The sequence below is a fragment of the Nonomuraea sp. NPDC049684 genome (assembly GCF_044465345.1).
GTDB lineage: Bacteria > Actinomycetota > Actinomycetes > Streptosporangiales > Streptosporangiaceae > Nonomuraea.
In genome coordinates this window covers 183053-197480 of sequence record NZ_JBITLO010000019.1, presented here as the reverse complement: position 1 = coordinate 197480, position 14428 = coordinate 183053, and the positions used below count along the sequence as shown (strand labels likewise).

13 protein-coding genes are annotated in these 14428 nt (G+C 72.4%); 5 read left to right on the top strand and 8 right to left on the bottom strand.

What is annotated here, in order from left to right; all coding sequences use genetic code 11:
* Window positions 1-443 precede the first annotated feature (443 nt).
* Window positions 444-2408: an endo-1,3-alpha-glucanase family glycosylhydrolase gene (locus ACIBST_RS42255; protein ID WP_397179135.1), complete on the bottom strand. Its 1965-nt coding sequence runs from the start codon at window positions 2406-2408 to the stop codon at window positions 444-446.
* Between the two features lie 314 nt (window positions 2409-2722).
* On the opposite strand from ACIBST_RS42255, the gene ACIBST_RS42250 reads away from it, so the two are divergent.
* Window positions 2723-3142 (top strand): ATP-binding protein, encoded by a 420-nt coding sequence (locus tag ACIBST_RS42250; protein WP_397179134.1) that lies wholly within the window; start codon window positions 2723-2725, stop codon window positions 3140-3142.
* Between the two features lie 97 nt (window positions 3143-3239).
* On the opposite strand, the gene ACIBST_RS42245 is transcribed toward ACIBST_RS42250, so the two are convergent.
* Window positions 3240-3761: a hypothetical protein gene (locus ACIBST_RS42245; RefSeq protein ID WP_397179133.1), complete on the bottom strand. Its 522-nt coding sequence runs from the start codon at window positions 3759-3761 to the stop codon at window positions 3240-3242.
* A gap of 73 nt (window positions 3762-3834) precedes the next feature.
* Between ACIBST_RS42245 and ACIBST_RS42240 the strand changes: the two genes are divergently transcribed.
* Entirely contained in the window at window positions 3835-4794 is a 960-nt protein-coding gene (locus tag ACIBST_RS42240; RefSeq protein WP_397179139.1) for a YbgA family protein, read from the top strand.
* Window positions 4795-4833: 39 nt separating this feature from the next.
* Here ACIBST_RS42240 and ACIBST_RS42235 read toward each other — a convergent pair whose 3' ends face one another.
* From ACIBST_RS42235 to ACIBST_RS42220, 4 genes are all read right to left on the bottom strand, one after another.
* Window positions 4834-7029, bottom strand: a complete 2196-nt coding sequence (locus tag ACIBST_RS42235; RefSeq protein ID WP_397179132.1) for a SulP family inorganic anion transporter — start codon at window positions 7027-7029, stop codon at window positions 4834-4836.
* A gap of 123 nt (window positions 7030-7152) precedes the next feature.
* Complete coding sequence (locus tag ACIBST_RS42230) at window positions 7153-7536, bottom strand: hypothetical protein (RefSeq protein WP_397179131.1); 384 nt, start codon at window positions 7534-7536, stop codon at window positions 7153-7155.
* Between the two features lie 74 nt (window positions 7537-7610).
* Window positions 7611-8084 (bottom strand): hemerythrin domain-containing protein, encoded by a 474-nt coding sequence (locus ACIBST_RS42225; protein WP_397179130.1) that lies wholly within the window; start codon window positions 8082-8084, stop codon window positions 7611-7613.
* A 101-nt stretch (window positions 8085-8185) separates the two neighbouring features.
* Window positions 8186-9334, bottom strand: coding sequence for an AI-2E family transporter (locus ACIBST_RS42220; protein ID WP_397179129.1), 1149 nt, complete (start codon window positions 9332-9334; stop codon window positions 8186-8188).
* Window positions 9335-9615: 281 nt separating this feature from the next.
* Here ACIBST_RS42220 and ACIBST_RS42215 point away from each other — a divergent pair, with 281 nt between their 5' ends.
* The 3 genes from ACIBST_RS42215 (at window position 9616) to ACIBST_RS42205 (ending at window position 11099) form a co-directional block, all read left to right on the top strand.
* Entirely contained in the window at window positions 9616-9930 is a 315-nt protein-coding gene (locus ACIBST_RS42215) for a hypothetical protein (protein ID WP_397179128.1), read from the top strand.
* A 129-nt stretch (window positions 9931-10059) separates the two neighbouring features.
* On the top strand, window positions 10060-10608 hold the full coding sequence (locus ACIBST_RS42210) for a copper chaperone PCu(A)C (RefSeq protein WP_397179127.1): 549 nt from the start codon (window positions 10060-10062) through the stop codon (window positions 10606-10608).
* Window positions 10609-10685: 77 nt separating this feature from the next.
* Complete coding sequence (locus tag ACIBST_RS42205; protein WP_397179126.1) at window positions 10686-11099, top strand: VOC family protein; 414 nt, start codon at window positions 10686-10688, stop codon at window positions 11097-11099.
* Window positions 11100-11133: 34 nt separating this feature from the next.
* Here ACIBST_RS42205 and ACIBST_RS42200 read toward each other — a convergent pair whose 3' ends face one another.
* Both ACIBST_RS42200 and ACIBST_RS42195 read right to left on the bottom strand, forming a co-directional pair.
* Window positions 11134-11964 (bottom strand): sugar nucleotide-binding protein, encoded by an 831-nt coding sequence (locus tag ACIBST_RS42200; RefSeq protein WP_397179125.1) that lies wholly within the window; start codon window positions 11962-11964, stop codon window positions 11134-11136.
* Complete coding sequence (locus ACIBST_RS42195; protein WP_397179124.1) at window positions 11961-14348, bottom strand: ATP-binding cassette domain-containing protein; 2388 nt, start codon at window positions 14346-14348, stop codon at window positions 11961-11963. Before ACIBST_RS42195 ends, ACIBST_RS42200 begins: the two co-directional genes overlap by 4 nt.
* Window positions 14349-14428 lie beyond the last annotated feature (80 nt).

Genomic DNA, 14428 nt, shown 5'->3' with positions numbered 1-14428 from the left:
TTCCACTTCTCGTTGCCCAGCAACCAGTCGAACGACTCGGTCTGCAGAGCGAGAAGATCAGGAACTTCGAGGGGCTCCTGGATGCGCGCGAAAGACACGCGATGAGGACCAGCGGGAACGACGGCGGGAACACTCTGCGAGGCTGCCAACAGTTGACCTTCCGGAGGGCACGGATGGAATCGAACTGCGCGCACGCCAAACGCCCGGACCGTAATCCGGGGCGTCGAAGGGCGGCGCGAGGCAGCAGCATAACTCAACTGAGAAACGAATGTCCACACTTACTATAAGTGTCAACCTCGGTGCCGCCTTCAGCTTTTCACGCCAGGGCGCATGTGTCAACTCCTCCGCCATGAGACGTCCGACCGGCCATGGAGAGTTCCACGCGGCCGGGGCGGCGGACGTGGCCGGGCCCGCGCGGTCGGCGCGGGCCCGGTCCCGGACGGTCAGCGTTCGCTGGAGGCCGCGCGGTAGTGCAGGTCCTGCACGTACGGCGTCGCGGTGATCGAGTACGGCGAGACCACCTTGGCCGCCGTCGCCGACCCCCTGGTGACGGTCGCCGACGCGGTGCCCGTCTTCAGCGGGAACGTCCTGGCCGACACGCCGGCGGGCGCGTCGTAGCTCTGCGTCGTGCCGCCGACGGTCACCGACACCTTGGCCGCCGCCGTCAGCATGGTGAGCACCTCGACCGTGTCCCGCGCGGCCGTGCTGCCGCCGCGCAGCTTCATGAGCTTGGTCTGCGCGAAGGAGGGCTGGGCCGCGACCGGCTGCACCCGGTGGGTCAGGTACGCCGCGTCGTTCGTGATCTTCGGGCAGCCGAGCTTGTGGCAGGTCAGGTAGTAGGCGTTGATGTCCAGGTACGTCCAGCCGGCGTTCCTGGACGGCGCGAACTGGGTGTTCTCGGAGTAGTCGTTCCAGGTGGTGAGCTGGACCCAGTCGGCCTCGCCGTCGATCGCGCCCTTCCATGTCGCCCGCAGGTTCTCGGTGTTGCCCGCCTCGTCGAAGACGCCCTGGTTGGGGCGTTCGTCCTGGACCGACACCGGCTGCATCCAGATCTTGCCCATGCCGTGCGCGCGGTCGATGTTGCCGCCCAGGGAGGCGTTGGCGGCGGGGTTGCGGTTGCCCCAGTTGGAGAAGCCGTAGCTGATCGAGGCGAAGGCGTCCCGGTACTTGTTGAAGTCGAGGAAGCAGGGCACCAGCGCCACCTTGACGCCGTGCTCGGTCTCCATCGTCTTCATCCAGGCCGCCCACCAGGCGGGGGTGCGTCCCTCGGCCTTGAACGGCGCCACCACCAGGCGGTCGTCGGCGAGCCGGTAGACCGACTTCGAGGCGGCCAGCTTCGCCATCGCGGTGGCGAACGCGACGCTGTCCACCGAGGCCAGGCCGTTCGTGTCCGGCATCAGCACGATCTTGAAGCCCGGGTCCACGGCCTCGGCGGCCTTGATCAGGTTCTGCACCCGCGTCCAGTGGGCGCTGGTGATCGACAGGATGTCGACGGTGAAACCGTCCAGGCCGGCCGCGATGGCCTGCTTGACCTCGGTCTTGAAGTCGGCCAGCGCGTAGTCGCCGCTGATGGGGTCGCGCCCCGTCGGCCGGTCGCGCAGCAGCCCGCCGTAGGCGGCGTGCTTGCCGCTCTCGCCGTCCGGCTTGAGGTAGTTCCTGGCGTAGTAGTCATTGGCCGGGGCCTGGTTGTCCAGCGACACCGGATACGGCGTGAAGTAGTGCGCGAACACCTTCTTGGCCGACCCGCGCAGGGCCGCCTTCCCCGGCAGCACGAACGGCAGCGGCCCGTCGGTCTGGCCGCCGGCCTCGGTGTAGGTGACCGTGAGCTTCGGGCCGCGGTTCCCGGTCTCGCGCGAGGACATCAGCACGGTGGCGGTGGCGTCGCCGCCGGTGAGGGCGAAGGCGTACGTGCCGTCGCCCTTGACGGCGGCGGACACGTCCAGCTTGACCGTCGTCCCGGCGGTGAAACCGGTGTGCGAGGCCACGGCCGCGGCGCCGAACTCGGGGCGGGTGTTCCAGGTGGTGGCCGCCTCGGTCCAGGAGCCGGTCACGGGACGGACCGACACGGTGGTGTCCGTCGTCCTGGCCGGGACGACGTCCAGGGTGACCTTGACGTCCTCGGCGTCCTGCGGGATCCCGGCGACCTTGAAGCGGGTCAGGCCGACCCGCTGGCCCGCGACGGCGCTGCCGCACGCGGCGCCGCAGACGCTCATCCAGGTCGCGGTCGCGAAGCTCTTCGCCGGCTCGGCCTGGCTGATGAACACGTCCTCCGTGGCGGCGAACGTCACGGTGAGGGGTGCGACGGCGGACGCCTGCGCGGGCGTGGCGGCGCCGGCCGGCGCGGCCAAGCCCGCCAGCGCGGTGAGCATCGCCACCGCGACCGGCAGGGCCCGATATCGGTTGAGCATGGAACTCCCTTGGCTTTCGGTGCGCCTCCGCGGCAGCGGAGCCGCGTTGCATCGCCAACGATGGAGCAAGATCGAGTTCCCGGCCAGGAGTTCCGGATAAATCCCCCATTTGGAACGTTGCTATTTTTCGTACCCTCGGTACGTCATTGCGGTCAGGCGGCCCGCCTCCGGGAGGCTCCCTGGTGGGGCATGGCGCGGAAGCCGCAACTCGGGCAAGATGGACCAGCCCTTCTCTGTCTCCGCTTGGCCTGCGCGCACGACCGAGTCAGTGTCATCATGGGCACACGGTGTGTGATTTCGGGTAGGAGGGACCGATGTCCGAGCCTTCCCCCGGCGCTGCCGCAAGCTGGCCGATCAGCCGAGACCTCGCGGGGCTGCGGGAGCTCGTCCGCCGTCACGCGCTCCAGGCCGGGCTCGCCTCCCAGCGCGGCGACGACCTCGCGCTCGCCGCCAACGAGGCCGTCACGAACGTCCTCGACCACGCGGGCGGGGCCGGCTGGGTGCACATCTGGACCGACGACGACTTCCTCACCGTCGACGTCGACGACCACGCGGGCCGCCTGCGTCCCGACGCCTGCCCCGAGGCCCGTCCCCAGATCGGGCCGGGCGGTTACGGCCTGTGGGTGATGCGCCGCCTCTGCGACGAGTTCGTCATCACCCAGACCGGCGCCTCGTCCCAGGTCCGCCTGCGCATGGCCCGCAGCCGCCCGGCCGGCGCCCCCCACCACCCCTGACCCGCCCCGGCGCCCGAGCGCCCGCGGCTCGGCGGCTGATCATGATGAGTGCCGTACGCCCTCCCGCCGGCGGGACGGGAGGCGGGGTGAGCGGCGGTCAGGCGGTCTCGCCCACGCTGCGCCGGTGCCATTCGGCCAGCTCGACGAGCAGCCCGTCGGCCGCGCCGCCGAACATCGCGGCCAGCTCCTCCGCGTCGTCCACCACCACCACGTGGTCCAGCAGGTCCGCGCGCAGCCGGGCCGCCCTCGGGTCGCCGGCGCCGTCCGGGTCGAAGGCGGTGGCGGCCAGGAACAGGCCGCCGACGCCGGCCAGCGCCGCGGTCTGCCGGGCCTGCGTGCCGAGCACCGTCGCCGCGTCGGCCGGTACGGCGGGCAGCGCCGGCCGCCCGTCGCGCAGCAGCAACGTCAGCGGACGGGCGGGCACCTGCTCCCCCACCTCGCCCGCCGGCACGTGGGCGCTCCCGTCGGCGTGCCGGGCCGCGTGCCGGGGACGCCCCCAGGGCACGCCGTCGGCCTCGTCCTGCGCACTCGCGCGCGTGAACAGGCCGCCGTCGGCGTCGACGACGAGATCCCCAGGCTGCCACTGCTCGCCATCAAGTGGAATGTGCGCATTCGTCATGCCTGAACGCTACGCCCTGGTTGCGACAAATCTTCGTGGCGTGCGGAGGCGCGAGCTGGGCATCTGTCAGGACATGGCGCAGGCGCAGGATTGGGGCAGGCCGCGGGTGGCGGTGTCGAGCTGTCTGCTCGGCGAGCCGGTACGGCACAACGGCGGGCACAGCCGCGCCCGTTTCCTGACGCAGGAGCTGGCGCCGTTCGTGGACTGGATACCCATCTGCCCCGAGATGGAGATCGGCCTCGGCGCGCCCCGCGAGACGCTGCGCCTGGAGCGGTCGCCCGCCGGGCCCCGCCTGATGACCCGGCAGAGCCGCCGCGACCTCACCGCCGCCATGGACGAGCTGGCCGCCGAACGTTCCCCGAGCCTGGCGGCCGACGGCTACGTGTTCAAGGCCAAGAGCCCGAGCTGCGGCATCCACGGCATCCCGCTCTACGCCGGCGACCACGCGGTGACCCGCGACAACCGGGGCCTGTTCGCCGACGCGGTGATCGAGGGCCACCCGCTGCTGCCCGTCGAGGACGAGGGGCGGCTCAACGACGCCGTCCTGCGGGAGGCGTTCGTCGAGCGGATCTTCGCCCACGCGCGGCTGCGCGAGCTGCTGGAGAGCGACTGGCGGCCGCGCGACCTGGTCGCCTTCCAGGCCCGGCACAAGATGCAGCTGCTGGCCCACTCCACCGAGGGCTACCGCGAGACCGGCCGCCTGGTCGCCGCCGCGGGCATCCGGCCGCGCGAGGAGCTGGCCGAGGAGTACGGCACGGCGTTCCGGCGGGCGATGGCGGTCAAGGCGTCGATCGGGCGCAACGTCAACGTGCTGCAGCACTGCCTCGGCATGCTCGGCGACGAGCTCGACCCGGTGCGCCGCGCCGACCTGGTCGAGGTCATCGGCTCGTACGCGGCGCACCGGGTGGCGCTGAGCGTCCCGCTGACGTTGCTGCGCCACCACGCCCGCGGCGAGGCGGCCACCTACGTCCAGGACCAGACGTACTTCTCCCCCTACCCGGAGGAGCTGGGCCTGCGCAACCACGTGGTGTGACCCCGCCGCGCCGGGCGGACCGGCGCGGCGGGGCGGCGGCTACGCGGGGCTGGGCCCGGCCGGCAGCGAGCCGTCCGACTCCGGAGCGGCCGGCGCGCGCGGCGGCACATGGTGCACCCGCGCCGAGCCGATCTCGAAGTACAGCCCCACCAGCGTCAGTCGCCCGGCCCTGACCTGCTCGTCGACCTTGCGGTAGGTCCGCAGGTTCTCCAGCTGCTGCTGGATGTTGAGCCGGCACAGCGCGTCGAGGGCGGCGTCCTCGGCGGCGGCGTCGTGGCCGCCCTCGCCGAGCCGGTCGAGGCTGGGGTGGCCGTGCCGGAGCCAGCGGCTGAGCTGCGGCAGGCCCTCGGTGGTCGCCGGGCCCTTCAGCAGCGCCGCCATCGCGCCGCAGCCGGAGTGGCCGCAGACGGTGATGGTGTGCACGCTCAGCACGCCGGTGGCGTACTCGATGGCGGCGGCCACCGAGTCGTCGTGCGGCTCGGAGCCTGCGCACGGCACGAGGTTGCCGATGTTGCGGACCGTGAACAGGTCGCCGGGCCCGCTGGAGGTGATCAGGCTGGGCACGACCCGCGAGTCTGCGCAGGTGATGAACAGGTGCGAGGGTCGCTGCTGGGTGGCGAGCTGGGTGAAGATGGGCCGCAGCAGCGGGGCCGTGCGCTTGTGGAACTCGTCCGCGCCCTGGGCCAGGCGGCACTCGATCGCCGCCGTGGCCGACAGCGGACGGCCGCGGTGGGTCCACGGCAGCCACCAGCGGCCGGGCGCCTTGGGCGGGCTCTTGGCCGGGAACATGCGCCCGCCGCTGGCCGCCATCGTGTACCACTCGTCGTGCAGCTCGTCGATCGTGACGGTGCCGCCCAGGCGCTCGTGGTCCAGCCGCCAGGAGTGGATCGCGTCGAAGGCGGCGTTGTCCATGAAGTCGATGTTCAGGTCGAGGTCGACGGCGACGCCCGGCGGGATGGCGCGCAGCTCCTGGGTCAGCCGGGGCACGCCCAGGAAGGTGAGCGAGCCGGAGACCGTCGCGTGCAGGACCCCGCCGGGTTCCTGCCGTTTGTCCACGGTCACCCGGGTCAGCCGCCGCAGCGCCAGCAGCGCGGCCAGCGCCAGCCCGGCCAGGACGCCCTCGGCCAGCCCGACCAGGATCACGCCTGACATGGTCATGACGTAGACGGGCACCTCGTTGTGGCCGTGGACCTTCCTGAGGTGGCCGAGGCTGATGGTCTTGATGCCGATGAAGACCAGCAGCGCGGCCAGCGCCTCCATCGGGATCAGCTTGATCGTCCAGCCCAGGCAGAGGGCGAACAGCAGCACCCAGACGCCGTGCAGGATCGCCGACCAGCGGGTGCGGGCGCCCGCCTGGATGTTGGTGGTGCTGCGCACGATCACCCCGGCGACCGGCAGCCCGCCGAGCACGCCGCTCACCATGTTGGCCACGCCCTGGCCGGTCAGCTCGCGGTCGAGGTCGGAGCGGGGGCCGGTGTGCATGCTGTCGGTGGCCACGCAGCACAGCAGCGACTCCGCCCCGGCCACCAGCGCCACCAGCAGCACGCCCATGGCGATGTGCTGCCAGTCGCCGGCCGGCAGCACCGGAGGCGCCCACGCGGTGATCGCGCCGGACAGGTCGATGCGGGTGACGTTCCAGCCGAACACCGCGGCGGTGACGGCGGCGGCGAGCAGCGCGGCCAGCGGCGCGGGGATCGCCCGGACGTGCTTGGGCATCCGGCTCCAGGCCAGCAGGACCGTGATGGTGAGGATGCCGACCATGACCTTGTGTCCGTGCAGGTCCATGATCTGGCTGGGCAGCTCGGCCAGGTTGGCCCACGGCGACTGCTCGGGGCTGCCGCCGAGGACGACGTGCAGCTGGGCGAGCGCGATGATGATGCCGACGCCGGCCAGCATGCCGTGGACGACCGCGGGCGAGACCGCGAGGGCGGCCCGAGCCGCCTTGAACGCGCCGAGCAGCACCTGAAGCCCGCCGGCCATGATCGTGATCAGGCAGGTGGCGCGCCAGCCGTAGGTCTGCACCAGACCGGCGATCACCACCGTCAGGCTCGCGGTCGGGCCGCTGACCTGCACCACCGAGCCGCCCAGCCGCCCGGCGACGATGCCGCCGACCGCGGCGGCGACGAGCCCGGCGGCCAGCGGCGCCCCCGCGGCCAGGGCGACGCCGAGCGAGAGTGGCACCGCGACGAGGAACACCACCAGCGATGCCGGCACATCGTGTCTGAGAGTACGCATGATGCTACTCTCCGTAGTTATATTCATGCGGCACACCTTAGTGCCAGATCAACCCCACGTCGGACGACGGTAAAACGCGCCGGACATGTCCTTGCTGTCCGGCGCGTCGCCTGCCGCTCCGCCCTACTGCGCGGCGTCCTCGCAACTCACGGTGACCAGGGCGAAGAACACGTGGGTGCGGGCGTCCTGGGAGACCACCGACTCGAACACGGCGCAGTCCGTGAACCCGTGGCCCAGCGCGTTGCGGCGGGCGTCGGACTCGGCGGCGGCGAGCGCGACGTTCTCGGCGAGGTCACGGCCGAAGCCGTCGAACAGCGTGCCCGTCCGGGCGGCGGCGCTGGTGGCGGCGGTGGTGGCAGCGGTGGTGGCAGCGGTGGTGGCAGCGGTGGTCGCGGCGGTGGTGGCGGCCGCGGCGGGCGTGGCGGCGCCCGCCAGGACGGCGGCCCCGGAGCCGGCCAGGACCGCCGCGCCCAGCGCCGCCGACAGCTTCCTTCTCAGGTACGTCATGGTCTCCCCCTGGGTCGGGATGGGTGGGCCTGCACCCGTTGGGGCGTTCCAAGCCGTTCCATCCCGCGCCGTGGCTAGGAGGAGGCGCTGGGGATCTTCAGGGGGTCACGCGGGGCCTCGGCCTTGGCCTTGGCCATCTCCTCGCCCAGCTCCTGCAGCCGGTTGCGTCCCATGGACTCGCGCACCTGCGGGAACCACTCCTTCTCCTCCTCCTCGACGTGGTGGCGGACGTTCTCCATGAGCACCGTCATCTTGGCGTCGTAGCGCTCGTCGGCCGGGTCGAGGTCCTTCAGCTCCGACAGCATCCAGACGACGACGTGGTGCTCCTCGACGCTCTCCAGGATGTGGTCGGTGGTGTCGGGGGTGCCCGAGCGGGCGGCCGGGTAGAAGATCTTCTCCTCGATGTAGGTGTGCGCGGTCAGCTCCTCGATGACCTGCGCGACGATCTTCTGCTTGGTCTTGTGGGCGTCCGGGCCCGCCTTCTCGAACTCCTTGAACAGCTTCTCCACGGTCTTGTGGTCCTCTTTGAGCAGCACGATCGCGTCCATGGACGGCCTCCCTGGGGTCGGGACGCCCGGCGGGGTCGAGGGATGCCGGGCGTCGGGTCCGCCCCAGATACCCCGAGGTCAGGCGCTCACACCCGGCGCCCTCAGTGACGTTCCTGACGCGGCAGCACCACGTGGTTGACGATCACCTGGATCGCGGCCGCGACCGGGATGGCCAGCAGGGCGCCCACCACGCCGAGCAGGGCGCCGCCGATGAGGGCGGCCACGATCGTGGCGGCGGCCGGCACGTCCACGGACGACTTCATCACCTTGGGCGCGATCAGGTAGTTCTCGATCTGCTGGTAGACGACGAAGAAGATCAGGGTGGCGATGGCGACCGGGAGCGAGGCGAACAGCGCGACCAGGGTGGCGATGCCCGCGCCGATGAACGCGCCGATGAGCGGGATGAGGTCGGTGAGGGCCACGATGATCGACAGGGCCAGCGCGTACGGCACGCCCGCGATCGACAGGAAGACGAACGTGGTCACGCCCGCGATCAGCGAGATGATCAGGTTGCCGGCCACGTAGCCGCCGACCCGGTTGAGGATCTCGTCGCCGAGCAGCCGGGCCCGGTCCCTGCGGCTGCGCGGGATCAGCCGGTAGCCGGTGCGCGTGATGGAGCGCAGCGCGCCCAGGAAGTACAGGGTGAGGATGAGCACGGTCAGCGTGGAGAACACGGCGCTGACCACGATCGAGGCGATGCCGAGCAGCCCGCCGAACACCTGCCGGCCCAGGTCGCCGCTGGTCAGGTACGTCTGCAGCCGCTCCAGGAGCTGGTAGCGCTGGTCCAGGTCGCGGATCTGCGGGTTGTTCTGCAACTGCTGGATGTAGGTGGGCAACTGCTCGGCGAACTGTCCCGCCTGCTCCGACAGCGCCGGGATGACCGCCATGGCGAACCCGGCGAACAGCACGATCACCGCCGTGAACACCGCGGTGATCGCCGCCCAGCGCGGCAGGCCGTGCTCCTCCAGCCAGCGCACGGCCGGATCCAGGCCGACGGCCAGGAACAACGACACGACGATCAGCAGGAGCATCGAGGCGCTGGCGGTGAGCGCCTGGACCAGCATCCAGGCGGTCAGCACGCCGAGCGCGGCGGTGAACCCGAAGACGAAGGGCGTGCTGCCGAACGGCCGTCCGGGCCGGCCGAAGGGCAGCGCCGTCGCCTCCGGACGGGGGACGGAGGCGCGGCCGTCACGGACGGCCGCGCCGGGTTCGCCCGGCGGGGCGGAGGGAGTGAACTGATCACCAGACATGGGGGCTCCTGAACCTGAGAAACCCCCTTCTCTGCCCGGCCGCGGCCAGGTCTATCGTCACCGCCGCCGCCGCTGACGCCCCTCGCGGCCCGGACGGCTCCGCCGGAGTGGCCCGGACGGCTCCGCCGGGGCGGCCCGGCCCGGCGATCAGGGCGCTGACCTGCGCCGTTTCGCCGTGCCGGGCAGAGGGTAGGCCGCTCATCCCGGGGGCGGCGGGCTCGCCGGCCGGCCGGTGTCCCCGTCGCGGGGGCCGGGCAGGACACGAGCCAAGGAAGAACGGCATGGGGGAACCGCAGCAGGTGCAGGTCGAGATCCTCGACCAGGCCGCCATCGAGGACCTGATCGGGAAGGTGGAGGACGTCGCCAGGCAGCCGGGCGCGGCCGACCGGGTGGCCCGGTGGCGGGCCGAGCACGGCGCCGAGCACGCCACGCCGAAGGCCCGCTCGTTCGTCGTCGTGGGCCCGACGCTGATGTTCCTGCACCCGTGCCCGGACGGCGTCGTCCTGCCGTTCGCCGCGTACCCGGACGGGACGGTGAAGGTCTACACCGATCCCGAGCACGCCGGTCTGAGCTTCTACCGCGACTCCGGCGGGTAGGCGCGTCCGGCATGGGGCCCGGTCAAGGGGGTACATCGTGGTTGCGGTCACCCCCCGCAGGCGGCGCCCGTGCGAGCGGGCCCGCGCTGTGGCCTCGTCACCGGCCTCACACCACACGAAGGCGCGAACATGAGGACATCACCACGGGGCCCGCGAGCGATGCTGCTGCCCTTCCTGTCGGCCCTGTGCGTGCTGGCGCTGCTGCCGGCCTGCAACCCGGGGCAGCGGGAGTCGCCCCTTCCGCAGGGCACGGCCCGGGAGGGGCTGGTCGACGGGCAGGTGGGGGCGATGCGGCTGCTGCACGTCCACATCCTGGCCCCGGCCATGGACCAGCAGAAGGCGGGCGACGACCTCGGCCTCTACCTGACGCTGGTCAACGAGAGCGACCAGCCGCAGAAGCTCGACGGCGTCAGCACCGTGCACGCCAGGAAGGTCGTCTACCGGGCGGGGCCGGGGGCGGCGCAGGAGGAGGTCAACGTGACCGTCCCGGCCCGCTCGACCGTCTCGCTCCAGGAGGGGCAGAGCCGCCCGCACCTGGAGATCCTCGACATCGACCGCCCGCTCGGGGCCACGCCGATCGACGTCACCTTCCGCCTGACCACCGGCACGACCACGCTGCGCATCCCGGTGCTGCCGCTGGAGCGGGGGGCCGGCACGCCCGCGCCGGGCCACAGCTGAGGCCGCCGGAAGCGCGGACGGACGGCGGTCAGGAATCGAGAAGCGTCGCCCGGGTCGGCGGAACTAGCGTGACCGGCATGGACATCACCATCCACTCCAGCTACCTCCCCCACGACGACCCGGACGCCTCCCTCGCCTTCTACCGCGACGCCCTCGGCTTCGAGGTGCGCGCCGACGTCGGCTACGACGGGAAACGCTGGATCACGGTCGGCCCCGCGGGCCAGCCCGGCACGTCGATCGTGCTGCAGCCGCCGGTCCCCGACGGCTGCGGCATCACCGAGGACGAGCGCCGCACCATCGTCGAGATGATGGCCAAGGGCACCTTCGCCGGCATCAACCTGTCGACCGACGACCTCGACGCCGTCTTCGACCGGCTGGCGGCGAACGGCGCGGAGATCGTCCAGGAGCCGGCCGAGCAGCCGTACGGGGTGCGCGACTGCGCCGTGCGGGACCCGGCGGGCAACCTGATCCGCATCAACCAGCGTCCCTGACGCGAACCCTGCGGCAGGCTCTCAGGCGGCGGGGTCAGGGGCGGGCCGGGTCGAGGAACCGGCGCGCGCCGCGCAGCCTGGTCCGCAGCAGCCGCTGGGTGGCGGCGCAGTCGAGGCGCACGTCGAGCGGGCCGGGCACGCCCGAGTCCGCGCGCCGGCCCGCCGGGAGCCGGGCCGGGTCGAGCCCGTCGCGGCGGGCGACGAGCAGGCCCAGCTCGTACCGGCTCACCGCGTCGGCCCCGGCGACGTGGCGGACGCCCGGCGGGCCGGCGGCGGCCAGCTCCAGCAGGGCCGCGGCGAGGTCGGCGACGTGCACCGGGCATCGCACGTCGTCGGTGAACAGCACGCCCTGCGTCGCGCCGGTGGCCAGGGCGTGCACCAGCGCCTCGTGCGACGAGCCGCCGTCGCCGAGGATCAGCGACGTCCTGGCGATCACCGCGTCCGGCGCGACCGCGGCCACGACGGTCTCGGCGGCCGCCTTGGCCGCGCCGTACGGGGTGATCGGGTCGGGCAGGCACGTCTCGTCGTAGCGGACCGCCGCGCCGGAGAAGACGGTGTCGCTGGAGACGTGCACCAGGCGGCTGCCCGCCGCGGCGGCGGCCAGGGCGACGTTCGCCGCCCCGGTGGCCGTGGTGGCCCAGTCGCGCTGCCGGAAGGCGGCGTTGACGACCGCCGCCGGCCGGACCGCGGCGACCAGCGCCTCGACGTCGGCGCGCCGGCGCACGTCGAGCGGCGCCCACGCGACGCCGGCCGCCTGGCCAGGACGGGTGTGGCAGGTCGCGGTCACCTCGTGCCCGGCCGCCGCGCCCTGCCGGACGAGCTCGGCGCCCAGGAAGCCGCTGCCGCCGACGACGAGCAGCCTCATGCGGACGTCGCGCCGACGTAGGCGGCCAGGTGCTCGCCGGTCAGGGTGGAGCGGGCGGCGACGAGGTCGGCGGGGGTGCCCTCGAAGACGACCCGGCCGCCGTCGTGACCGGCTCCCGGGCCGAGGTCGACGATCCAGTCGGCGTGCGCCATGACCGCCTGGTGGTGCTCGATGACGATCACCGACTTGCCGCCGTCGACGAGCCGGTCGAGCAGGCCGAGCAGCTGCTCGACGTCGGCGAGGTGCAGGCCGGTGGTGGGCTCGTCGAGCACGTAGACGTCGCCGCCCTTCTCGGCCATCTGGGTGGCCAGCTTGAGCCGCTGCCGCTCGCCGCCGGACAGCGTGGTGAGCGGCTGGCCGAGGCTGAGGTAGCCGAGCCCGACGTCGGCGAGCCGGCCGAGGACGGCGTGCGCGGCCGGGGTGCGCGCCTCGCCCGCGCCGAAGAACTCCGCGGCCTCGGTCACCGGCATCGCCAGCACCTCGCTGATGTTCCGGCCGCCGAGCCGGTACTCCAGCACCTCGGCCTGGAAGCGCCTGCCCTCGCACTCGTCGCAGACGGTGGCGACGCCGGCCATCACGCCGAGGTCGGTGTAGAGGACGCCGGCGCCGTTGCAGTTGGGGCAGGCGCCCTCGGAGTTGGCGCTGAACAGGGCCGGCTTGACGCCGTTGGCCTTGGCGAACGCCTTGCGGATCGGGTCGAGCAGGCCGGTGTAGGTCGCCGGGTTGCTCCGCCGCGAGCCGCGGATGGGGCTCTGGTCGATCGACACCACGCCCGCGCCGGCCGGGACGGACCCGTGCACGAGCGAGCTCTTGCCGGAGCCGGCCACGCCGGTGACGACGACCAGCACCCCGAGCGGGATGTCGACGTCGACGTCGCGCAGGTTGTGCTTGTTCGCCCCGCGGATCTCCAGGGCGCCGGTGGGCTTGCGCACCTCGTCCTTCAGCCGGGCCCGGTCGTCGAGGTGGCGGCCGGTGACGGTGCCGCTGGCCCGCAGCCCCTCGACGGTGCCCTCGAAGCAGACGGTGCCGCCCTCCGTGCCGGCGCCGGGGCCGAGGTCGACGACGTGGTCGGCGATGGCGATGGCCTCCGGCTTGTGCTCGACGACGAGCACGGTGTTGCCCTTGTCGCGCAGCCTGACCAGCAGGCCGTTCATGCGCTGGATGTCATGGGGGTGCAGGCCGATGGTGGGCTCGTCGAAGACGTAGGTGGTGTCGGTGAGGGAGGAGCCGAGGTGGCGGATCATCTTGACGCGCTGCGCCTCGCCGCCCGACAGCGTGCCGGCCGGCCTGTCGAGCGAGAGGTAGCCGAGCCCGATCTCGACGAAGGAGTCGAGCGTCCGGCCCAGCGTGGCCAGCAGCGGCGCCACGGACGGCTGGTCGAGGCCGCGGATCCACTCGGCCAGGTCGGTGATCTGCATCCGGCACGCGTCGGCGATGCTGACGCCGTCGATCTTCGAGGACCGGGCCTGCGGGCTGAGCCGGGTGCCGTCGCACTCGGGGCAGGTGGTGAAGGTGACGGCCCGCTCGACGAAGGCGCGGATGTGCGGCTGCATGCCCTCCTTGTCCTTCGACAGGAACGTCTTCTGGATCTTCGGGATCAGGCCCTCGTAGGTGAGGTTGACGCCCTCGACCTTGACCTTGGTCGGCTCCCGGTGGAGGAAGTCGCGCATCTCCTGCTCGGTGAAGTCGCGGATCGGCTTGTGGGGGTCGAGCAGCCCCGACTCGGCGTAGACGCGCACGGTCCAGAAGCTGTCGGACTTCCAGCCGGGGATGGTGAAGGCGCCGCCGGCCAGCGACTTGGAGTCGTCGTAGAGCTGGGTGAGGTCGATGTCGGAGACCGTGCCGCGGCCCTCGCACCTGGGGCACATGCCGCCCAGGCGGGTGAAGCTCTGCCGGACCGTCTTGCTGGAGCCGCGCTCGACGGTGATCGCGCCGCTCGCGCGGACCGAGGGCACGTTGAAGGAGTAGGCGTTGGGCGAGCCGATGTGCGGCCGGCCGAGCCGGCTGAACAGGATGCGCAGCATGGCGTTGGCGTCGGTGGCGGTGCCGACGGTGGAGCGGGGGTCGGCGCCCATCCGCTGCTGGTCGACGATGATCGCGGTGGTCAGGCCCTCCAGGACGTCGACCTCGGGCCGGGCCAGCGTCGGCATGAACCCCTGGACGAACGTGCTGTAGGTCTCGTTGATCAGCCGCTGCGACTCGGCGGCGATGGTGGCGAACACCAGCGAGCTCTTGCCCGATCCGGACACGCCGGTGAACACCGTCAGCCGGCGCTTGGGGATCTCGACGCTGATGTCCTTGAGGTTGTTCTCGCGCGCGCCGTGGACGCGGATCAGATCGTGGCTGTCGGCGATCTGCCGCTCGGGCGGCGTGTGCGTGCTCATCGTCTCTCCATCTTTCGCGCGGGCCCCGCAGGCGTCGCCCGGCCGCATCCGGCCGGCTACGAGGGTACGGCCTCACGTTA